This window comes from Rhodococcus sp. MEB032, from assembly GCF_030208925.1.
Taxonomy (GTDB): domain Bacteria; phylum Actinomycetota; class Actinomycetes; order Mycobacteriales; family Mycobacteriaceae; genus Rhodococcus_F; species Rhodococcus_F qingshengii.
On the sequence record NZ_JARVSY010000013.1, the window covers coordinates 20,042 to 42,037 of the forward strand.

13 protein-coding genes are annotated in these 21,996 nt (G+C 64.3%); 8 read left to right on the forward strand and 5 right to left on the reverse strand.

Going from position 1 to position 21,996, the window contains the following annotated elements:
* Positions 1 to 41: 41 nt before the first annotated feature.
* Entirely contained in the window at positions 42 to 2,339 is a 2,298-nt protein-coding gene (locus QRN54_RS15660) for an IniB N-terminal domain-containing protein (RefSeq protein ID WP_042452232.1), read from the reverse strand.
* A gap of 335 nt (positions 2,340 to 2,674) precedes the next feature.
* On the opposite strand from QRN54_RS15660, the gene QRN54_RS15665 reads away from it, so the two are divergent.
* The 5 genes from QRN54_RS15665 (at position 2,675) to QRN54_RS15685 (ending at position 11,200) form a co-directional block, all read left to right on the forward strand.
* Positions 2,675 to 4,402, forward strand: a complete 1,728-nt coding sequence (locus QRN54_RS15665) for an Hsp70 family protein (protein ID WP_285182400.1) — start codon at positions 2,675 to 2,677, stop codon at positions 4,400 to 4,402.
* A 14-nt stretch (positions 4,403 to 4,416) separates the two neighbouring features.
* Positions 4,417 to 6,852 (forward strand): LuxR C-terminal-related transcriptional regulator, encoded by a 2,436-nt coding sequence (locus QRN54_RS15670; RefSeq protein ID WP_285182401.1) that lies wholly within the window; start codon positions 4,417 to 4,419, stop codon positions 6,850 to 6,852.
* Positions 6,853 to 6,963: 111 nt separating this feature from the next.
* Positions 6,964 to 8,214, forward strand: coding sequence for a hypothetical protein (locus tag QRN54_RS15675; RefSeq protein WP_047269499.1), 1,251 nt, complete (start codon positions 6,964 to 6,966; stop codon positions 8,212 to 8,214).
* 109 nt (positions 8,215 to 8,323) lie between these two features.
* On the forward strand, positions 8,324 to 9,664 hold the full coding sequence (locus QRN54_RS15680; RefSeq protein ID WP_054187118.1) for a S1 family peptidase: 1,341 nt from the start codon (positions 8,324 to 8,326) through the stop codon (positions 9,662 to 9,664).
* Between the two features lie 225 nt (positions 9,665 to 9,889).
* Entirely contained in the window at positions 9,890 to 11,200 is a 1,311-nt protein-coding gene (locus QRN54_RS15685) for a S1 family peptidase (RefSeq protein WP_054187117.1), read from the forward strand.
* Between the two features lie 79 nt (positions 11,201 to 11,279).
* Here QRN54_RS15685 and QRN54_RS15690 read toward each other — a convergent pair whose 3' ends face one another.
* Positions 11,280 to 11,930 carry a DUF8020 domain-containing protein gene (locus QRN54_RS15690; RefSeq protein WP_003943407.1) on the reverse strand — a complete coding sequence of 217 codons (651 nt, stop codon included), beginning with the start codon at positions 11,928 to 11,930 and terminating at the stop codon, positions 11,280 to 11,282.
* Between the two features lie 359 nt (positions 11,931 to 12,289).
* On the opposite strand from QRN54_RS15690, the gene QRN54_RS15695 reads away from it, so the two are divergent.
* Entirely contained in the window at positions 12,290 to 15,424 is a 3,135-nt protein-coding gene (locus tag QRN54_RS15695; protein ID WP_256520461.1) for a (Fe-S)-binding protein, read from the forward strand.
* A 173-nt stretch (positions 15,425 to 15,597) separates the two neighbouring features.
* On the opposite strand, the gene QRN54_RS15700 is transcribed toward QRN54_RS15695, so the two are convergent.
* The gene (locus QRN54_RS15700) at positions 15,598 to 16,053 is read right to left on the reverse strand and encodes a DUF8820 family protein (protein WP_285182402.1); all 456 of its coding nucleotides are present in this window, start codon (positions 16,051 to 16,053) and stop codon (positions 15,598 to 15,600) included.
* Positions 16,054 to 16,106: 53 nt separating this feature from the next.
* On the reverse strand, positions 16,107 to 17,285 hold the full coding sequence (locus QRN54_RS15705) for a DUF6745 domain-containing protein (RefSeq protein ID WP_285182403.1): 1,179 nt from the start codon (positions 17,283 to 17,285) through the stop codon (positions 16,107 to 16,109).
* A 244-nt stretch (positions 17,286 to 17,529) separates the two neighbouring features.
* Here QRN54_RS15705 and QRN54_RS15710 point away from each other — a divergent pair, with 244 nt between their 5' ends.
* Positions 17,530 to 18,462, forward strand: a complete 933-nt coding sequence (locus QRN54_RS15710; protein ID WP_285182404.1) for a hypothetical protein — start codon at positions 17,530 to 17,532, stop codon at positions 18,460 to 18,462.
* On the opposite strand, the gene QRN54_RS15715 is transcribed toward QRN54_RS15710, so the two are convergent.
* Entirely contained in the window at positions 18,452 to 20,392 is a 1,941-nt protein-coding gene (locus QRN54_RS15715) for a S9 family peptidase (protein WP_285182405.1), read from the reverse strand. The two genes, QRN54_RS15710 and QRN54_RS15715, sit on opposite strands and share 11 nt — an antisense overlap.
* A 76-nt stretch (positions 20,393 to 20,468) precedes the next feature.
* Between QRN54_RS15715 and QRN54_RS15720 the strand changes: the two genes are divergently transcribed.
* Complete coding sequence (locus tag QRN54_RS15720) at positions 20,469 to 21,722, forward strand: pyridoxal phosphate-dependent aminotransferase (protein ID WP_003943683.1); 1,254 nt, start codon at positions 20,469 to 20,471, stop codon at positions 21,720 to 21,722.
* The last annotated feature ends 274 nt before the right edge of the window (positions 21,723 to 21,996 follow it).

Here is a 21,996-nt window from a genome sequence, read left to right on the forward strand (position 1 = left end):
ATCAGGTCATTTTGACCGATTTCAGTTCCTGCGTCAGCAGATCAGGGATGCAGGTGATCGACAACCGCAACCGGGTCGATGTGATCGACCGGCGCTGCAACCGAATCCTCGGCGAAGAGCGAGTGTTCGGTATCGGCGCTCAGACCCGAAGTGGAACCCGAACCGAAAGCATCGGTCGCATCGATCGACGACCACGGGTTCAGCGCACCGGTCAACGAACTCGTCAGGTCCGACACTCCGCTCACTGCTCCACCGAGAGATCCGCCCAGGTCAGCGACTCCACCGCCGCCAACGGTACCGCCACCGTCGACTGTGCCACCGGCAGCTGCGGCTGCGTCGGCACCGATCGAACCGGTCACGTCGGTGACTGCTCCGACAGCCCCGCCGAGCGATCCGCCGAGATCGGTGACGCCGTTCAGTGCGCCGCCGAGCGACCCACCCAAACCAGCCGCAGCGTTCGTGGCCGCGTCGAGACCTGCTGTTGCGTCGAGACCTGCGGTTGCGTCCAGCGCGCCGCCCACAGTTGCTCCGAGGTCGCCGGTCACACCGCCGAGGTTCAGGCCTTCTGCCGCGATGCTTCCGAGGTCGACGGAAGGCAGTTCAGCGGAGATCGGGCCGAGGTTCACAGCGCCGAGGTCGACGGAGGGCAAGTCGGCACCGATCGAACCGGTGTCGATTCCGCCGAGGTTCAGTGCCGTGTCCAGCGCTCCACCGAGTGCACCTTCGGCACCGAGAACGCTGTCGAGAGAGCCCCCCAGCCCGAGGCCCGCGCCCAGCGCACCGTCCAGCGCGCCGGTCAGGTCCGTGCCCACGGAACCGACAGCACCCAAGCCGCCTGCACCTGCGAGGGCGGTGTCGAGAGCCGCAGCGACACCGGCTGCCAAGCCTGCTTCACCGCCCAGACCGAGTGCACCACCGAGGTCGATTCCGGTAAGTCCGCCTGCGCCCAGCGCTGCGTCGAGAGCGCCGCCGAGACCGCCCGCGAGCCCGGCATCGACGCCGAGTGCCGAACCGAGAACACCCTCGAGGGCCGTCGACAGATTCGCGCCTCCGCCCAGAGCTGCCGCGAGGTCTGCGCCGAGACCACCTTCGAGGTCGAGTGCTCCCCCGAGCAGTCCACCGAGTGCGCCACCCAGGTCGGCTCCGACCGTTCCGCCGGCACCGAGGGCGCCGGAGAGTGCCGCGCTGAGCTGCGCGCCGAGGTCTGCGCCGCCGCCGAGTACGGCGTCGAGGTCGAGTCCGCCGCCGAGACCCAGTGCTGCGTCGAGTGCGCCGCCCAATGCAGTTTCCAGACCGCCGCCGACGCCGAGTGCTCCGCCGAGGGCGCCACTCAGGGCAGCACCGAGATCGAGGCCGCCCGCGATATCGGTGAGAACGCTGACATCCGTGATCGCGCCGAGGACGCCGCCGAGCGATGCACCCAGATCGGCGCCGATCGTGCCGCCGGCTCCCAGGACGCCCGAGAGCGCGCCGGACAATGCCGTGCTGAGGTCGCCTGTCAGAGCGCCGGCAAGATCCAGGCCGCCGCCGAGTGCAAGAGCGGATTCCAGTGCGCCGGTCAGGCTCGCGCCCAGTTCGCCGCCGATGTCAAGGAGACCGCTGAGGTCTGCTGCGCCGCCGAGGAGTCCACCGAGAGCCAGGCCGAGATCGGCTCCGAGGTCACCACCGATGGCGAAGACGGGTGCGAGAGCTCCGCTGAGCCCTGCCGTCAGGTCGAGTCCGCCGACTGCGCCGATCGCGGCGTCGAGGGCTGCTCCCAGCTCCGCAGTCAGGCCGCCGGTCACACCGAGGGCGCCGCCCAGAGCCGCGCTGAGCTGTGCGCCCAGATCGAGAGCTCCTTCGAGATCGAGTGCGCCGCCCAAACCGAGACCGGCTTCGATCACAGCGCCGAAGGCTGCGCCGAGTTCGGCACTGATCTCGCCACCGATGGCAAGCGCAGCGCTGAGGGCTGCTGCGAAGTCGCCGACCAGGTCGAACTGGCCGCCGAGGGCGCCTCCGACTCCGATTCCTGCACCTGCGCCGAGACCCAGGCTGCCGCCGAGGCCACCACCGAGACCACCGGTGAGTCCACCACCGAGACCACCGCCGAGTCCGAGACCGCCGCCGATTGCACCGGCAGCGGACGCACCGGCGTTGACGATCGCGGACAGGTCGGCGCCGCCACCGGCAAAGAGTCCGGACTCGGCGACCAGCGGAGCGACCGCGACGATGTCGGCGGGGCTGACGTCGCACAGACCGGCAGCATCGAGTGCCGCGGTCGGGTTGGCGCAGTAGTTGGCAGCTGCCTCGTCGTCACGAAGTAGCCCGAGGATGAATTCGAGTACGGCGTTCGTTGCCATGGCGGGTTCTCCTGAAGTTCGTTGACCGGGTTGTTGCCGGTGGGTAGTTGCCGGTGGTCCGGAAACTGGTGCGCTGCCAGAGGTAGCGAGTGGAATCAACGCTAAGAACTTTTGCGACTGGGGCCAACGGGGAGCACCCCCCTCTTCTCCAGGGACAGGTGGGGAAGCCCCCCATTGGGCTACGCCCGGTCGGAATAGGGGATTTGCCCCGATTAGGGGATCGGTCCCCTACTTCGTCGCGACTCCTCCGATCCGGTAACGATCTAGGTCCTGAAACCGACATCGCAGACAACCGCGACAGTCCTTCTGTCGCCCACGACCAGGGGAGTTCGTTCATGGCGGCAGGGCTCGGCATCAGCATCGGTTCGGCCACTCTCGTAGCTGTCACCGACGGCTCGACCGGTGAAACGCAACAGGTCCGCCTACCCAGTGCGCTGCAATTGGAGGACGGATCCGTCATCACCGGATTTGTCGAGCGCGTCGGAGACCCGATTCCGATACTTGCCGCCGACGGTACCGAGTACCGCGGCGAGGCTCTCGCGGCGACGGCTGTCGGCGCACTGGTAGACCAGGCAGGCGGCAACGAAGGGCCAACTGTCGTCCTGGCTCACCCGGTGGGGTGGAACCGCCACACAGCACGCACCATGGAGTCCGCTCTGGACGACGCCGGGGTTCACGGGGCGACTCTCGTCGCCGAACCCGCAGCCGTCATGGCGTGGCTCGCCGCTTCCGGAACTGTCGTCAGCGACGGTCTGACCGTCGTCTACGACCTCGGTGCTCGCTCGCTCGACGTCACGATGATGTCCACGACCGACGGACGAAGCGAGATATTCGGTAAGCCGCTGCGCAGCGAGGACATCGGCGGCGACGAATTCGATCACCTCGTCACCGTTCACCTGCTCGATGCGGTTTCCGACCAGTTCGCAACCCTTGATCCCTTTGCACCCGAGACGATTGCAGCGCTGGAAACTCTGCGCGAGCATGCCCGCGCAGCCAAGGAGGAACTTTCCACCGAGACGGAAACCGTTGCCCGCGTGGCGCTTCCCGGTGCCGTCAGCGACGTTCGACTCGTTCGTTCCGAACTCGAAGATCTGATCCGGCCCGCCCTCACCGAATCGGTGGCATTGGTTCGCGAAAGCCTGCGATCTGCCGGCGTCGAGTCCAGTGACGTCAATCAGGTTGTCCTGGCCGGCGGAAGCTCGTCCATTCCCCTTGTCGCCGAACTACTGTCGGCGGAGCTTCGTGTCCCGGTGATCGCCGACGCCGATCCAGCGTCGTGCGCGGCGTCCGGCGCCGCGGCCCTCGCACTCGACGCCAGAGACTCGCAAGTGCCGGCCGCTGCCACTGCAGTGATTCCCGCCGAGCCGTCTCGCAAGCCCGCACCGGTTCCCGCCTTCTCCACTCCGTTGCTTGCCGAGCCGACCGAAGAAGAGAACACGGCGACTCGACGCTCGTCGAGGGTCGGCGTAGTTGCTGCAGTGGTGGGAGCATTCATCGTGCTCGCCGCAGGCGGGCTCGGAATCGGAACTGCCATGGACAAGATCAACGTTCCGTCCAGTTCGGCGAACACCACCAGCGAGTCCACCTCCTCGACCGCTTCGACCACCGCGGGCTCTACTCCCGGCAGCACCACGGCAGCGGAAGCGGCAGGCACCGGATCCACGACTGCGAACAACGGCACTCAAAGCAATCAGCCCGGTTCTCCTGCTGCCGCAGGCGGCTCGACGACGGCGCCGGGGGCAGTTCCGGTTGCCGGCGCACCGGCGGGATCCTCGCCCGCACCGGGCGAGACCGCTCCGTCGGCGCCTGCACCTGCCGCACCCGGCGCCCCGGCGCCCGCACCTGCTCCCGCCCCGGCACCAGCACCCGCACCCGCGCCTGGAGCCGGCGTCGGGACCGGTGTCGGTGACGCTGCGACCGGCATCGGAAACGGAGTCGGCGGTCTGGTCGACGGTGTCGGCAACGGAGTCGGCGGCGTGGTCGGAGGTCTCGGTAACGTCGTCGGTGGTGTCGGAAACGTGGTCGGTGGTGTCGTCGGCGGCGTCACCGCACCGATCCGCTGACCGGCGGTCTTTCGATGAACCGTGACAACGGCACCGAATCGTCTTTCATCGCAGGACTTTTGCGCGACGTCGACCTGACTGCATCGCCACTGCGCCTATTCGTCACCGGGACCGATGCCAGCGCTCGGCCCCAAGTGACGAGGGTTGTACGGAAGCGAATCGAATCGGGTGACAAGCCCGTGGTCACCGCAGTCACGCATGACGTCCCCGCCGACGCGATTGTGGTGATCGCGGACGCGCAAGCTCTGACCTCCGATGAAATCCGTGCCCTGAAAGAGCTTGTCCAACGTGACGACCTCGGAGTTGTCGTAGCCTCCGATCGGATCGATCCACCACTCGCACCGATCTACTCGAACATCTCGAGTTTCGGCACCGTGTTGCATCTGAACCCGTTGAACCGAAACGATATTCGGAAGATCGCGGCCGAGCGAAGAGTCTCGCTCGACGACCGCGCCGTGGTGGCGCTCGAGCATCTGTCCGGTGGTTCCTTCGGGGCGATCGAAGCGTACTTCGCCGCCGCCTCGGCAGGCCGCCTGGAAATGCCGAACGCCATACGCACACACATCCTCCACCAGGTCACCGCTCTGCATCCGATCGAGCGCGAGATCCTCGAAGTTTCACTCGCCGTCCCGGACATCGACGCCTTCGAGCTCGATCTGGGACAGGAGAAGTTCAGCCTCACAGCTGCATTCGACCGGGCACTGGCGACCGGACTGTTCGGTTCGCGATCACCACTCGTCGCGAGCGTGCTCGCCGAGTCGACGAGCACCGGGCGCATCCGCAGCGAGCTGATCAGAATCGTCGAATCACGCGCACACACGAGAACCCTCGATATCGACACAGCACGAAGACTTTTCGACTCCGGAATCCGCCACCGCGATCTCACGGGTGTACTACGAGACGCCGTCGAGGCGAGCACGCCGGCGGTCGCGGCAGATCTCTTTCGCCGCGTGAATTCGATCGAGCCTCTCGGCGTGGCCGACACGCTGCTGTACGCCCAGGTCTCGGCTCGCAGTGGTGACCTCGACACTGCCTGCCGTCTGGCCGATTCCGTCATCGCCGCACCCGATCTCGACGACGCGAGATTGGCTGCGGCGGTGCGAATCCGCGCAGCTTCGTCCGCAGCATGCGGCCAACTCGGCGCCGCTGCAGATCTCTACACCTGGCTGGGGCCAGGGCGCACCGGAAACGAATCCCCCTTCGCCGCAATCACTTTCCTCGGCATCGGCAAGGTCGATGACGCGAACGCCGCGCTCACCGGACACACAGGATCACCGTCGAGCTCGACGGTCGGCGCTACCACACTGGCCAACGGACTGATGCAATCGGTCACCGGGAGCGCGCCGAGTGCGCTCAACACGATGTCGCGCGCACTCTCGCTCCCCGGCGGAGCCGACACATCTGAATTCCAGCCTGATTCCGCCCCGGCGCTGGTAGCTCTCGCACTCCTGCACAACGGCGCCCATGAACGGGCCGCCGCTGTCGTCACGGCCGCGATCGCCGCCGACGACGCAAGCAGCCACACGTGGGCGCGACTTCACCTTCTCGGCGCCTGGATCGCGATGGTCCGCGGGCAGGACGCGATTCTCGAAGACCTACCGCAGGAGGTAGTCCGCGGCCCCCTCCGTGAGCGTGACGCACTGTTTCTGCATGCTCTGATCGTGGGTCTCGCTCGGCGTTCCGGCGATCTCGCCCAGCTGCGTCGAGCTTGGTCGGGCGCGGCAGGCACCCTCTCGTCCTGCAGCGTTGATCTGTTCAATCTGCTTCCCATCGGCGAACTGTGGCTCGCGGCAGTACGGCTCGAGGAGACCGAGCAGGTCGAGCATCTCGTCGACGACGCGCGCTCACTCCTCCGCGCGCTCGGCGAGCCGCCGCTGTGGTCGTCGCCGCTGCATTGGTACGGCGTCCAGGCGTCGATCCTCTCGCAGTCGCCGGCCGATCTCCTCCCACACGCCCATACACTCGCCGAATCAGCCAAAACTCACACTTACGCAGCCGGTTTGGCGATCGCCGGACGCCAGTGGCTCCTACTCATGCAAGGCAACGTCGACGCAGACGATGTCGAAGCCGCCGCACGAACGCTCAGTCGGATCGGACTCCCGTGGGACGCCGCTCGCCTCGCCGGCGAAGCAGCGCTGCGCACCCCGGACACCAAATCGGCCACGGCACTGCTCCACGTTGCGCGCTCGCTACGCACAACGTCGACGGCCGAGACAAGTGCAACCGATACCGCCACAAGTGCGGCGCCACCGTCGGTGTTGACCGAGCGCGAACAAGAAGTTGCCGAACTCGTCGTCGTCGGACTGACGTATCGGGAAATCGGCGAACGCCTCTACATCTCCGCTAAAACCGTCGAGCACCATGTCGCACGCATCAAGCGGCGCGTCGGGGCGCAGTCTCGTTCGGAACTGCTCACCATCCTTCGCAGCATGACACCGTCGAACAAGTAGTTAGCTGCATATTGTCCAGAGGGTTGCGTATATCCGTTTAAGTGATAGTTTTCACAGGAATCAGGACATGCCTGCCGAGCAAAGTTCGGTAACTGTGAAACGGGGATCGCTATGAAGTGGGGAGTCGGACTCGCCGTCGGCAACAAACGAAGCATTGCTGCGATCGCGAGACCTGACTCGGAGCTGGTGACCCTCGAACGCGAATCGGTTCTGCACCACGCCCCCGACGGCACCGTGCAGCTAGGCGGAACCGCGGCGGGGTCCACCGGGTTGCGCGGGTTCCTCGACAGGGTCGGCACCGACGATACCGACAACTTCTCCGAGCACATGACGCGAGGGGAGGAACTGGTAGCGACAGCAATGTATTGCCTGGTCAAGGAAGTCCGAACACTCACCGATCAGAACCTGAACATCTCTGCGGTGATCCCCGCAGGTTGGTCGAGCGATTCCGTCGACGTACTGCGCGGCGCACTCGACAGCATGAATCTCGACGGCGTCGAACTGATTTCAGAAGATGAAGCCTCTGCGGCTTGGCTCGCGGATCCTGACGCCGACGACCGTGCTGCTCGCGGAGCCGCAGCGTTGGCCGCACCCTTCTCGATCACCTCTACCTGTCCCGAACCCCAGCCAACCGATTTTGCCGAGCCAGAGGACACCCCCGAAGAGTTTCCGCCGTTCGTTCTGATCGAACCGGAGCCGGAATCCGGCGTGGAGGCACCGGTCACGAAAGAACCGAGCATCGACGGTTGGCTGAATCGCCAGTGGCGGTCGGAGCGCCGACCGATCATCGCCGCAGCAGCCGCCGCAGTCTTTCTGACGGTGTCGGGTTGCGCGGCAGCGGTCATCATCGGACACACTCCGACCATTTCAGCACCCAGGATTCTCGACGCACAATCTTCCCTGTCCCCCGGGACGGACACAGCTGCCACCCCGACGAGTTCATCCGGGACAGGCACGCAATCAGCGACCTCACCCCCACCTGAAGTACCCGCTCTCGGCGCGCAGCCGACGGCGCAGTCGTGGGCATCCGAAGCGGAATCAACCTCATCCGAATCCCAGCCCATTCCGGTGAGTCCGGGCACCGGTACAGAGAAATCCACTACGGCGAACGTCCCCGCGCAACAGGGATCGCCGATCACCATCCAGATCGATCCCCTTCGGATCGAGAACCTGCCGCCGGTCGTCGGACCGCTGGATCCGGTCGATCCGGATACCCCGGACACTCCCGCCGTGACCGCCCCCACTGATACACAGACAACGCCGACGCAGCCGTCCAACCCGACCGACACAACCGATCCGGTGGTTCCGAATCCCGACATGCCCGTCATGCCATTGGCCCCGAGACCCGGAATGCCAAGTTAGACAGAATAATTCGACTTGCCGACAACAGGCACATATTCCTCGTCGAAACTTTTCCCCTATGGTGGGTGCGGTACCTACCGGCTCGGTGCCGGGGACTTGAAGGGATTTCATGCGTAACTCGTTGGCGATCCGCACCGCTGTGGTCGGCGCCTCGGCACTACTGCTCGCAGCTCCATTCACCACGACGGCATCGGCAGAGCCCGCCTCCGACACGCATGTCGAACAGCTCGGGGCAGATCAGCTTCCGGCTGAGCTGATCGAGGCGATCACACGCGATCTGAAGATCTCCCCACAGGAGTATCTGGACCGCGCTGCCAAAGCTCAGGAACTCGGTGCATACGCCCAGGAATTCAAGTCCGAGCGCCCTGGCGACTACGCCGGCTCGTGGATGGGACTCGACGGTCAACCCGTCGTAGCCGTCACCACCACCGAAGCTGCACGCATCGCGGCCGACGACGGTTACCGCACGCACGTCGCCCCCGTCTCCGCCGACACCCTCGAGAAGACGCTGGCCGACGTCAACGGATGGATTGCCGGGCTGCCCAAGGAAATCTCACGCGCAGTCAATTCGGCGACTATCGACGTCCTGAACAACCAGGTCGTCATCGACGTCGCGAACAGCCCCGTCGGGCAGGCGCTCAATCTTCCGACCCTGCTCGAGAACACCAAGATCGTTCTCAGCCCGGATGGCGGCGGATCGGTTGATCCCGGAGCACTCGGCGGCGACACCTACATCACGTCGACAGGCCCCATTCGCGAGACACCGACCGAGAACATCTCGGTCTGCTCGTTCGGGTTCAACGCCGTCGACGATCAGAACAATGCTCTCAATATCAGTGCCGGACACTGCAATCCGGCCGAGGGTTCGAAGTCGCCCGTCTACCTGCCGAATCACGCGAACGTCGACGACAGTCAGTTGATCGGAGCATTCTCACAGTCTTCCGTCGGCAACAACGCCGGCGATCTCGATTACTCGGTCATCAAGTTCGACCAGTCCGGCATCGACGCGGGCCTCGACCGTGCTGCCGTCCGCGGTGCCAACGGGACCACCCTCGCGATCACCGGAACAGCACGTCCCGTGATCGGCGCTCCCATCTGCAAGTCCGGCCAGACGTCGTCCTTCACCTGTGGTGTCGTGGCAGCCGATCGCGTCGAAACTCAACTGGTCATGGCGGACGGTGATTCACGAACCGTTCGCGGATTCGCCGGCACCGCGTGCACCCTCGCCGGGGACAGTGGCGGCGCCATCGTCTCCGGAACCTTGGCTCTGGGCATCACCAGCGGCTCCAACAGCAGCGGAGCACCCAGTTGCAACGAAGCGAACCTGGTACTGGCGACCTCCGGTGGAACCTCGAATCTGGGTATTCCGGTCGGAGACATCCTCGACGCGGCAGATCGCGCTTCCGGTGGCGGTGTCGGTGCCGGAATCCGCGTCCGCACTGCAGGTTGACCAACCACTGATTCACGCACTGTGCCCGCCGATCCGTTTCGCGATCGGCGGGCACAGTGCTGTTGTCGGTCGGGGTCAGCGCTGTCTGCTCATGTAACGGGTGGGAATAGCGCGTTCGAACCCATATAGTCATGGTCGACTGTGATCGGCTCACCACAAGTCCGTGAGCCGTATCCGTGTGCTCCCAGGGGGGTGGTACGCGGTCAACGAAGTGGAAAGGCCCACATGCGAAGCTCCATCGCACGTCGCGCCGCAGTGTTCGGTTCGGCCGCGCTGCTGCTCCTCGGACCGATTACCGCGGTCGCGAACGCAGAACCGAACGAATCCGGGGTATCCGATCAGGCAGCCCATCTGCCCGTCGAACTCGCCGAAGCCCTACAGCACGACTTGGCGCTGACGCCCGACCAGTTCGTCTCGCGTTCCGAACTCGCGCAGAAGCTCGCGGAGTTCGCCGCCATCGCGCGCGTCCAGTTTCCCGACTCTTTTGCCGGAGTGTGGCTCGACGACCTCGGCAAGGGCATCGTCGCTCTCGCTGACGGTCGCGACAAGGATGCTGCCCGCGAGGCCGCCGAGAAGGCCGGTTTCGAGGTCAAGGACGTCGCGCAGAGCGAGCAGGCTCTGCAAGGTCAACTCTCGGCACTCAACACCTGGCTCGATTCGCAGCCTGCCGAGGTCGCAGACCTCGTGCGTGGCATCGCCGTCGACGTCGTCGGCAACGGAGTCGCCCTCACGGCCGATCCTGCCGCCGGCATCGAATTGCCTGAATTCCTGAAGCGGACCGTCGTCCATACCGCTGCTCCGCTACTGGTTCCCCCGATCGTCGCGGACCTCATCCCCGCAACCGGATCCGCAACCGGCGACGCTGCACTGGGCGGAGACGCCTTCGGCGCAACCTCCGGTAACACTGGACTGCGTTGTTCATTCGGCTTCAACGGCACCGACGGTTCAGGACGCACAGTCAACATCAGCGCCGGTCACTGCGATCCCAACCGTGCCGCTGCCGGCACCTCGAACTCCAGCCAGGTCTTCCCAATGGTGAACAACCAGACCGGGCCCCGCGTCGGGTACTTCGCCAAGAGCAGCTTCGACGGGCGCGACTACTCGATCATCAACATCGACGACAACGCGAAGTACCGCTTCGAGAACAACAGCGTGCGGGTCCCGTTCAACCGCTCGGTCAACATCACCGGTACCGCCGATCCTGTCGTGGGCGCCCCGGTCTGCAAGGCAGGATCGACCACAGGCTTCAGCTGCGGCGTCGTCACCGGCGTCAACCGCGTCGCAAAGGTTTTGGATCACACCCTCGACAACGGCTTCACCACCAACATCTGCGTCCTGCAGGGTGACAGCGGTGGCCCGATCGTCTCCGGAACGTTGGCAGTGGGCATCACGAGTGCGTCCAACGTCGCCACCTCTCCCCTGTGCGAGATCGCTCAGGCAGAGACACTGTTCGGGCAAGAAGCCCCGACCCAGTACGCGACGCCGATCAACGACATCCTCGCCGCCAACCCAGGCCTGAAGGTTCGCGACTACTGATCACACGCATTACTCGAGACAGCAAAACGGGCGCCACACCTTCTGAAGGTGTGGCGCCCGTTTCGGCGTTCGTGACGTTCTACTGGAAGAGAGTTGTTCCAGCCGGAGCGTTCAGAACCTTGATCAGGTCCAAGCCCGCGACGACGGCAGTTCCGCCGCCGGCGAGGATGGTACCGGCGACTCCACCGATACCGGCCCCTGTGACCATGCCGGGCAGGCAGCCGACGACCAGGCCGGGCAGACCCACGATGCAACCGATGACCGCCCCGACGATCGTGCCGGTGAGGCTACCGATCTGCGTGGCAAGCCCGAGCTGTGACTGGAACTTCTCGATTGCCTTCTGATCCTCGTCAGGCGAAGCAACCGGGGTGAACTCGGCAGCGACCGGCTTCGGCTTGGAGCTGGCCGGGTCCAGGTTCGGCTTGAGGGTGAGGGTCTTGCCGTCCTCACTGACGGTCTCGTCGAACGGGAACTGAACGTCGCCGAGGTTGAACGCGAGCGGAAGGCTCACGAGAGTTGCGCCCTGGCTGTTCTGCAAGTCGACGTGAGTTCCGTCGCCCGAGACCCGGAATGCTCCGGCGTCGATGGTGGTGACAACGGCCTGGTCGACGACCTCGGCGGTGTACGAAACGTCGGGTGACGTCTCCGGAGCTGCGTAAGAAGTACCTGCAGCGATGCCCGTAGCGGCAATGGTCATCGCTGCGACGGCCGCAGCTTTTCGAATGAACATTTTTGATCCTCCCCGGGATCGGGCGGGCGTCAGTCGATGACTCACACCACCCGTTTCCCCTGTGCGTGACGGGCGTAACGATAACAGCCGGTCGGTTGTTCTCACCTGCCCGGAACCCGAGTTAGGGCTGCCTGACAGATGGACACCTGACGGGCACCGCCTAACGTGACGACCAGACATGTCTGCGTCTGGCCCAGCCCGTCCGACGCAGAAGATCGATCTCTCCAGGCCACGAGCGGTTACCAGCCGGTACCTACAGGCTGGTAATGCTAGTTACTGGCGGGTAACATAACGCAGGTTAGTATCAGTGGGCTGTCCCGAGGTGGCCGACGCGTCGCCCTGAAACGAAAGGCCGCGACATGAATGCCCTGACGATTACGTTGGGCACGATTGGTGCTCTGCTGAGCTTGGTGTGTTGGTACATCTTCCTCTCAGGCGCGCTGAGGATGTTCAACACCGTGCGCATCGGCCAGTCGGCACCCGATCGATGGCGCCCGTTCTTCCCTCGCTTCAAGCAGATGATCATCGAGTTCATCGCGCACACGCGCATGAACAAGTTCCGCAGCGTCGGCTGGGCCCACTGGCTCGTCATGGTCGGCTTCCTCGGTGGGTTCCTGCTGTGGTTCGAGGCCTACGGCCAGACGTTCAACCCCGAGTTCCACTGGCCCATCTTCGGTAACACGTGGGCGTGGCACCTGTGGGACGAGATCCTCGGCCTGGGCACCGTCATCGGTATCACCACGCTGATCGTGATCCGTCAGCTCAACCACCCGCGTCTGCCTGCACGCCTGTCCCGTTTCGGCGGCTCCAACTTCAAGGCCGCCTACGTCATCGAGGGCATCGTCCTGCTCGAGGGCCTGGGCATGATCATGGTCAAGGCAGGCAAGATCGCGACCTACGGTCACGCCAACCCGTGGACCGACTTCTTCACCATGCAGGTCGCGAAACTGCTTCCCGCCAGCCCCGTCATGATCTCGGTGTTCGCATTCGTGAAGCTGATGACCGGCATGATCTGGCTCGCGATCGTGGGCCGCAACATCACCTGGGGCGTCGCGTGGCACCGCTTCTCGGCGTTCTTCAACATCTACTTCAAGCGTGAAGACGACGGCACCGTCGCCCTCGGCGCGGCAAAGCCCATGATGTCCAAGGGCAAAGTCCTGACGATGGAGAACGTCGACCCCGACACCGACACTCTCGGCGCCGGAAACATCGAAGACTTCTCCTGGAAGGGCTGGCTGGACTTCACCACCTGCACCGAGTGCGGTCGTTGCCAGTCCCAATGTCCCGCGTGGAACACCGGAAAGCCGCTCTCGCCCAAGCTGCTCATCATGTCGCTGCGTGACCACGGCTACGCCAAGGCCCCGTACCTGCTCGCTGGTGGACGCAAGGACATGGGCGGCGACGAGATCGGTCTCGTCGACAGCGAAGGCAATGTCAAGGAAGGCGCCCTCGCAGCCATCCCCGAGGCGGCACGCCTCGAGGCCGACCGCAAGCTCGTCGGTGAAACCGTCGAAGGCGAGATGGCCCCGGTCATCGACGCCGAAACCTTGTGGAGCTGCACCAACTGCGGCGCCTGCGTCGAACAGTGCCCCGTCGACATCGAACACGTCGACCACATCATCGACATGCGTCGCTACCAGGTCCTGATCGAATCGGAGTTCCCCTCCGAGCTCGCCGGCCTGTTCAAGAACCTCGAGAACAAGGGCAATCCCTGGGGTCAGAACTCCAAGGATCGCCTCAACTGGATCAACGAGATGGACTTCGAGATCCCCGTCTTCGGCAAGGACGCCGACAGCTTCGAAGACTACGAGTACCTCTTCTGGGTCGGCTGCGCCGGCGCCTACGAAGACCGTGCCAAGAAGACCACCAAGGCTGTCGCCGAACTCCTCGCCACCGCGGGAGTGAAGTTCATGGTCCTCGGCGCCGACGAAACCTGCACCGGCGACTCCGCACGTCGTGCCGGCAACGAGTTCTTGTTCCAGCAGCTCGCGATGCAGAACATCGAGATGCTCAATTCGGTCTTCGACGGTATCGAGCAGAAGAAGCGCAAGATCGTCGTCACCTGTGCGCACTGCTTCAACGCCCTCGGCAACGAGTACCCGGAGGTGGGCGGCGACTACGAGGTCGTGCACCACACTCAGCTGCTCAACCGTCTGGTGCGCCAGAAGAAGCTGATCCCGGTTGCGTCCGTGAGCGAAGACGTCACCTACCACGACCCGTGCTTCCTCGGACGCCACAACAAGGTTTACGACGCTCCCCGTGAACTCATGGAAGCCTCAGGCTCCAAGCTCGTCGAAATGCCGCGTCACGGCGAACGTTCCATGTGCTGTGGTGCCGGTGGTGCTCGCATGTGGATGGAAGAGAACATCGGCAAGCGCATCAACGTCGACCGCGTCGACGAAGCGCTCTCCACCAACCCCAAGAAGATCGCCACGGGTTGCCCGTTCTGCCGCGTCATGCTCACCGACGGCGTCACTGCCCGCCAGGAGCAAGGCCAGGGCGAAGGCGTCGAGGTCGTCGACGTCGCGCAGCTGATGCTGAACTCCGTCACCCGCCTCGATCCCGCCCAGCTCGGCGAGAACATCAAGGTGATCCCGCGCGAGAAGGCACCGGTCGCTGCTGAGGCAAAGGCTGAGACCGTCGAGCAGGATCGGGTCGCCGAAGTCGAGGAAGCTGCCGCGACTCCGGAAGCCAAGGCTGCACCGGCAGGCAAGGGTCTGGCCATGAAGGGCCTCGCCAAAGCACCAGGTGCAAAAGCTCCCGGTGCCAAGGCACCCGGCAAGGGGCTCGGAATGGCCGGCGGGGCAAAGGCTCCCGGCGCCAAGAAAGCGGCTCCCGCCGCAAGCGCGGAAGCTCCCGCCGCCGAAGCTGCTGCACCGGCCACACCTGTGGCAAAGCCCAAGGGTCTCGGTCTTGCGGGCGGAGCCAAGGCTCCCGGCGGCAAGGGACTGCAGATGAAGGGCGCCGCCAAGGCACCCGGAGCAAAGGCCGCTGCCGCGCCGGCAGCGGAAGCTCCGGCTGCTGAGGCTGCTGCACCCGAAGCTGCTGCACCCGTCGCCAAGCCGAAGGGTCTGGGCCTGGCGTCCGGCGCCAAGGCACCCGGCGGCAAGGGACTGCAGATGAAGGGTGGGGCCAAGGCTCCTGGTGCAAAGGCTGCTCCTGCTTCTGAAGCACCTGCTGCTGCTCCGGCAGAGGCTCCGGCCGCCGAGGCGGAAGCCCCGAAGGCTCCGCCTGCTGCCAAGGCCGGCGGACTCGGATTCAAGTCGGGCGCAAAGGCTCCCGGTGCCCGGAAGGCAGCTCCCGCTGCGGCCCCGGCGCCGGCTGCAGAGGCCCCGGCTCCCGAGGCCGAACCTGTGAAGGCAGAACCCGCTGAAGCGCCTGCTGAGGCGTCCGCACCCGCGGAAGCTCCGGCGCCTGCTGCCGCGCCGCCCGCCCCCAAGGCAGGCGGACTCGGATTCAAGGCCGGCGCGAAGGCTCCTGGCCGCAAGAAGTAAGCGCACCACACGCGAATGCCCTCACCGTCACGGTGAGGGCATTCGTGTTTGTGCGGGAGCCTTTGCCGACCGAGCACCCTTTCCCTCGACCCAACACACCGTCCAGCACACGGAAACCGGTGCTCGCCCTATGCAAGTGGTGCTCACTCCCCCGCCAACTCGAGGCCGGCGTGTCAATCGGCGACAAGCATCACCGCACCGCGCGCACGCCCGACGCCCCTTTCATGCTGCCGGCCGATGACGTATCGTCCCGGAGCGATGCCGGTCGCGCCGTGCTCCGGGTGGATGAGGTACGCGGTCACTCGGGTGTCGAGCATGCCGAGTGCAAGGCCCCGAGCATCTTTCACCGGCGTCGACCACGTGCACTCCCCTTCGTCTGCAACCAGACTGTGGGGGTTCCCTCCCGCCGCACTTCGCAGCAGTTCCACGCCGGAGAGCGGCACTCTCACAGAGCGTGTCCATGGCAGGGGCGCCACGATATTTGCGAGCAGCGAAAACGGGATCACGATGAGATCGCCTTGCGCCTGGAGTCCGTCGATCACAGGAATGGACACTTCCTGGTCCAGGTAGTCGAAGACATCGAGGCCGGTGAGGGTGGTGAGAGCGGACAAGGTCATGTTCGAGTTCATAAGTATCACCCAGGGCTTGAGGATTGAGGGTTCGAGGATTGAGGGTTCGGGATTCAGGTTCGACGAACGAGACGGGAATAGTCGGTACCGGTGATGCCGTAAGTCCATCCGGCGGCATCCAAAGCGGAGGTAAACCATCCGGGTACGTGAAGGCCGTATCGACGCCGATGCCCGTCGCGTTCGAGAGAACCGTTGACCGCGAGGAGAATCCGTCCACTTCGACCCCAGCCCTCCGGCGACGCGTAGAGCTGCAGCAGGCAACCGGCGTTACCGGGATCGTCGGTTTGGTCGACCAGTGTCAGGCCCGCCAGCTCGATGTAGGAATCCCAGCCGATCCGCTCGATTGCACATCGACGGATCTCGACGTTGCGCTCGTGCGCGATGCGTTCGGCGGTGGGGTCGAGCACTACCCACTCTGGAACGATCGCTCCGTGTAGAACGAACGCCGTTGTACCGTCTACGAATTCGATTGCGGGGGAATCAGAATGATGCAAGCGCCGTGCTCCCTGCGCGCTGCCCGGAATCGGTTCGGCATGTAAGGCGGTGGGTCGTTCCGCCATGATGCACACGTCGTCGAACGCCCACCACCACCCGGTCGAGTCGGCCAGTGCGGTCTGCACGTCGAGGAGTTCACGGTCTTCCGAGCGGAAAGTCGCAAGACCGAATCGATGGAACGTGTCGTAGTACGCGATTCGATGGGCGTCCTGCTGCCCGTACCAGGTCACTTCCCCGGCCACCGGGGTCGACATCGTTCGTATCGCAGCTGCGACGCCGTCGAACAGCGTGGTGTGCAACGATTCCCAAATGGACGCCCTGATCAGGCGCTCCCCCTGCCGGCGTTCCATCTGCCAGCCAGTTCTCCGACATTCGATTCGCGCGTCCATGCGTCGGCGCGATGCCGCAAACATGCTCGCGATATACCCGGAAGCGCAGTCGAGGCCGGTGCCGTCCAATGACATCTTGGTCGACAGTCCTTCGGTGACGATCAGGTCCGAACCAGCAGACGGCGACGGGACCCAGACGAACTCCGGTTTCGGGAGCCCGGAGCGTCGATACAGTTGCGCGACAGAGGCTTCTGCGGTCTTTCGATCAGCAGGACGAGTACACAATCCGCGTTCGAGCCACACGTCGCGGATCTTTTCCAGGGCCAGACTGTCTTCATCGAAGAGATTGAAGTTCTCGGGCAATGTCGCTCGATGTGATGCCGACGAGCGAATCGGTGCGGCGCTCACGAGACGGTGGCGGTGTCCGCCTTTCCTGTAGTCATAGTTGAACAGCCTGGCACGCGAACGCTCAGGACGCAAGGGATTCCTAGAGCGCGACACCGGGAACCTGCCACCGTTTCCCATACCGAACACCCTCTCCAGCGACGCGAAACCGGTTCGAGCTGTGGACAAGTGGTGTTCACTCACGGCTATCCACACCCCCGGGGTCACGGCTTCCTTTCCAGCGCCGGGCACAGCAAGATCGATCGACATGGGGGAACAGACACATATCATCCGCAGGCCGGACCAACTGTCGATCGGTCGCACCGATGCCGAGATCCGACAGGCCTGCGCTAGTGGAACCTGGGCCAGAATCCATCGTGGTGCGTACGTGGACAGCGGCCACCTGTCCCGCCTCGACGCATACGGACGACATCGATTACGGGCAGGGGCCGTGGCCTGCGCCGCTTCACCCGGTGCCACTGTCAGCCACGTCTCGGCTGCGGTTCTGCACGGTTTCGAACTCTGGAACACTCCGCTCGAGGTCGTTCACCTGTCCCGGAACCGGCGAGGTGGTGGCCGAAAGTCCGCCCGACGTCACGTGCACTCGACATGGCTGGCGGACAACGAGATCACCGAAGTCGATGGGCTGCGCGTCACGACTCCGGCACGAACAGTTGCGGATCTCGCGAGGACACTCACTTTCGAACAGGCTCTCGTCGTGGGCAATTCAGCGTTGCACCGTTCAAGGTTGACCAAGGACGCGGTTGCAGCCTCGCTGGCACTCAGCCCGAACCATCCGCGCCATCGACATGCGCTCCACGCGCTCACCGCGATGGACTCCCGTATCGAAAGCGTCGGTGAATCACGGAGCCTCGCATTGTTCCTGCACGAACACTTACCGCTCCCCGAACCCCAGGTCGACATCCACGACGCTCGAGGGTTCGCCGGCCGCGTCGACTTCCTGTGGCGTGAGCAGCGCACCATCGGAGAGTTCGACGGCCGCATCAAGTACGGCCGACTGGTGCCCGCCGGTCGCAGCCCCGAGGACGCGCTCTGGAACGAGAAGCTCCGCGAAGACCGACTCCGTGACGCAGGGTGGGAGGTCGCGAGGTGGACGTGGGCCGACCTGTCGACCCCGTCACTGGTGGCAAGTCGGATCCTGGCGGCCTTCGCGCGCAGCCACGGGGCCGTCAGCTACTGATCGCAGGCTTCCACAGCTCGATCGTCGGAATGCCGGGTGGAGTGAATCCGAGCACCTGCCCGTAGAAGGACAGCTCGGCGTTGCGCGAGCTGATGATGGTCGACTGCTTGCGGAATCCGTGAGATTCACCCTCGTAGGCCAGGTACGCGTGCGGAATGCCCTTGGCCACCAGAGCATCCCGGAATCGCTCCGCCTGCGAGGGTGGCACGATCGGATCGTCGAGACCCTGGAGAAGCAACACCGGGCAGTTCAACCCGTCGACGTTGTTGAGTGGAGCACGTTCCGCGTACAGGTCGGCAGATTCCGGCAGCGGGCCGATCAAACCGTCGACGTAACGCGATTCGAAATCGTGAGTTTCCTGCACGAACAGGTCCAGTTCGGCCACGCCGAAATAGGAAGCACCACAAGCGAACACGTCGGACGTCGTCAGTGCGGCCAGAACGGTCCAACCACCGGCGGATCCGCCTTCGATGGCAAGGCGGGCCGGATCGGCAAGCCCCTGCTCGGCCAACCCGTTGACGGCGGTGACGACGTCCTGCACGTCGACGACACCCCACCGACCACGCAATCGATTACGGTACTCACGTCCGTAACCGGTCGACCCGCCGTAGTTCACGTCGACGACGCCGATTCCGCGGCTGGTGAAGAAGGCGTAGACGAGGTTGAGGGCCGGTGCGACGTGCGCCGTCGGCCCACCGTGAACAAACGCGACATACGGCGGTCGTTCATCGTCGAGCCCTTTGTATCGCGGACTGCGCGGCGGATACGCAACGGCGTGAACTTCTCGCCCGTGTCCGTGAGCCACGACGGCTCGCGCTTCCGGAAGGTAGGCAGACTCGGGCAATTCTTCGACCGACGAACGGATTTCGGTGAGTTCGCCGGTACCGAGGTCCAGTTCACGTAGCGCGCCCGCCAGTTTCGCGCCTCCCGAGATGAGCAGTAACCGATCGTTGCGAACTTGCATGAGGCCGATGCTGGTGACACCCGGGGTCGCGATGTCGCGCAGTTCCCCCGACGCCGGGTCGAGTACCGCCAGCGTGTCGGTTCCGACGGTGCGTGCGGTGAGAAGGTGCCCGTTGCCGAGTTCGACGAACCAGCGCCCACCGAAGCGCCACTGCGGGCCACCGAAATCCGCGTTCACCGGGCAAATCGGGCTAATCTTGCCGCCGACGCGATAGATGTTCCACCAGCCGCTGCGATCGCTGATTGCGTAGAGTTCGTCGTCGGTGATCCACTCCGGCTGCAGGACGGACTCTTCAAGTCCGCCGATCAGCACGGAATACGCCTGAGCGACGCCGTCGACGAGTGGAGCTACCCGCAGTTCGGTACCGTCCCAGGGCATTTGCGGATGGTTCCATGCGATCCAGGCGATCTTGGTTCCACTCGGCGAAAGCCTCGGTGACGAGAGGAAGTCCGAGCCGCCGACGATCGAGCGGATGTTGCCGGAACCGTCCAGCGGAATCGCGCAGATATCGCGAGTGATCGCCCCGTCCTCCGCGTGCGCTTCCCGAACCGCCCACACCTCGCCGTTCACGATCTGCAGGTCTGCGTATCGCCACGCGGCCGGCGACGCCGGTTCGGGCGTCAGAGCCCGTGGAGTGACTCCTTCGAGGATGTACACCCGTTGATCGGAGAATTCACTGAAGACCAGTTTTCCGGACTCGGTGACCGTCCAGGCGCCACCGCCGTACTCGTGAACCCTGGTACGCGCGTTCCACGGCGCGGGGAGGATGTCGACGGGTTGGTTGTCGAGACCAGATCGACGGATCGAGGTCCGACCACCCTCGGTCGGACGAAGTTCAGCCCACCAGATCTCGTCACCGACGTATCGTCCACCCTCGACAGGGTGCCCACCTGCAGCCAGATCAGCTGCTCCGATCGGAGAAGTCCACGATCCGTACGGGGCTGCAATCTGCTCGCTGGGGGTCATCGCTCGACAATAGCCAACGGGGCGTGCGACACGGTCCCCGACAATGCACTTGCACAGTGGTGGAATCATGTAACTCGTGAGCACACCAGAACCCGTCCGCCACCGTCAGCCGCAGCGCGAGCTGGAGCAGTCGTCGAAGCTCCAGAACGTCCTGTACGAAATCCGTGGACCGGTGCACGCGCATGCCGCCCGGTTGGAGGCGGAAGGACACCGGATCCTCAAGCTCAACATCGGCAACCCGGCACCGTTCGGATTCGACGCCCCCGATGTGATCATGCGGGACATGATCGCCGCCCTGCCCTATGCACAGGGCTATTCGGAGTCGAAGGGCATTCTGTCGGCGCGGCGCGCAATCGTGACGCGTTACGAGCTGGTTCCCGGCTTCCCCGAGCTCGACGTCGACGACATCTACCTCGGCAACGGTGTTTCCGAGCTGATCACGATGACCATGCAGGCCCTCCTCAACAACGGCGACGAGGTTCTGATCCCAGCACCGGACTACCCCCTGTGGACTGCGATGACGAGCTTGTCCGGAGGCACGCCCGTCCACTATCTCTGCGACGAGGCCAACGACTGGAATCCCGATATCGCCGATATCGAATCCAAGATCACCGACAAGACCAAGGCTCTCCTCGTCATCAACCCGAACAACCCCACGGGTGCGGTGTACTCGATGGAGGTTCTGCAGCAGTTGGTCGATCTGGCACGCAAGCATCAGCTTCTGCTGCTCGCCGACGAGATCTACGACAAGATCCTCTACGACGACGCCAAGCACATCTCGCTGGCAACACTTGCCCCTGATCTGCTGTGCCTGACGTTCAACGGCCTCTCGAAGGCCTACCGCGTCGCCGGCTACCGCTCCGGCTGGGTGGCGATCACGGGCCCGAAGGATCACGCGGCCGGCTTCCTCGAGGGACTCGATCTCTTGGCGTCGACCCGTCTGTGCCCCAACGTCCCCGGACAGCACGCCATTCAGGTCGCCCTCGGCGGTCACCAGAGCATCGAAGACCTGATCCTGCCCGGCGGCCGCCTGCTCGAGCAGCGCGACGTCGCTTGGGAGCGATTGAACATGATTCCGGGCGTTTCGTGTGTGAAGCCTCGCGGCGCGCTCTACGCGTTCCCTCGTCTGGATCCGAACGTCTACGAGATCCACGACGACGAGAAGTTGGTTCAGGACCTGCTTCTCCAGGAGAAGATCCTGATGGTTCAAGGCACCGGGTTCAATTGGCCGAATCACGATCACCTTCGGATCGTCACCCTTCCGTGGGCCCGAGATCTCGCCGTGGCCATTGAGCGATTCGGCAACTTCCTCACCAGTTACAAACAGTAGATTCTCACGCTGAATCCGGCTGAAATCGAGTAAACAATTCGTTGTACAAATGCCCCGTAAACGTAAAACTGCGGGGCATTTGTGCGACCTTGGTCACATTTTTCGCAAACCATGCGGTTTGATTGACTCTTTAACTATTTAGTGACCTGCCCCGATGTGAAAACGGTCCAACCGGTACGTGATTCGTTGTGAAATTGGTAGTTGGACAACGCGCCAAATCGGTTTGAAATTGGGTACATTAGTTAGCAGCACTTCGGTGCCGCGAGCACCTGGT

Excerpts from the sequence above, each read along its gene's own strand:
- QRN54_RS15690 (WP_003943407.1), bottom strand. The coding sequence starts at position 11,930 with ATGTTCATTCGAAAAGCTGCGGCCGTCGCAGCGATGACCATTGCCGCT.
- QRN54_RS15700 (WP_285182402.1), bottom strand. The coding sequence starts at position 16,053 with ATGAACTCGAACATGACCTTGTCCGCTCTCACCACCCTCACCGGCCTC.
- QRN54_RS15695 (WP_256520461.1), top strand. The coding sequence starts at position 12,290 with ATGAATGCCCTGACGATTACGTTGGGCACGATTGGTGCTCTGCTGAGC.
- QRN54_RS15665 (WP_285182400.1), top strand. The coding sequence starts at position 2,675 with ATGGCGGCAGGGCTCGGCATCAGCATCGGTTCGGCCACTCTCGTAGCT.
- QRN54_RS15670 (WP_285182401.1), top strand. The coding sequence starts at position 4,417 with ATGAACCGTGACAACGGCACCGAATCGTCTTTCATCGCAGGACTTTTG.
- QRN54_RS15685 (WP_054187117.1), top strand. The coding sequence starts at position 9,890 with ATGCGAAGCTCCATCGCACGTCGCGCCGCAGTGTTCGGTTCGGCCGCG.
- QRN54_RS15710 (WP_285182404.1), top strand. The coding sequence starts at position 17,530 with ATGGGGGAACAGACACATATCATCCGCAGGCCGGACCAACTGTCGATC.
- QRN54_RS15675 (WP_047269499.1), top strand. The coding sequence starts at position 6,964 with ATGAAGTGGGGAGTCGGACTCGCCGTCGGCAACAAACGAAGCATTGCT.
- QRN54_RS15680 (WP_054187118.1), top strand. The coding sequence starts at position 8,324 with ATGCGTAACTCGTTGGCGATCCGCACCGCTGTGGTCGGCGCCTCGGCA.
- QRN54_RS15715 (WP_285182405.1), bottom strand. The coding sequence starts at position 20,392 with ATGACCCCCAGCGAGCAGATTGCAGCCCCGTACGGATCGTGGACTTCT.
- QRN54_RS15660 (WP_042452232.1), bottom strand. The coding sequence starts at position 2,339 with ATGGCAACGAACGCCGTACTCGAATTCATCCTCGGGCTACTTCGTGAC.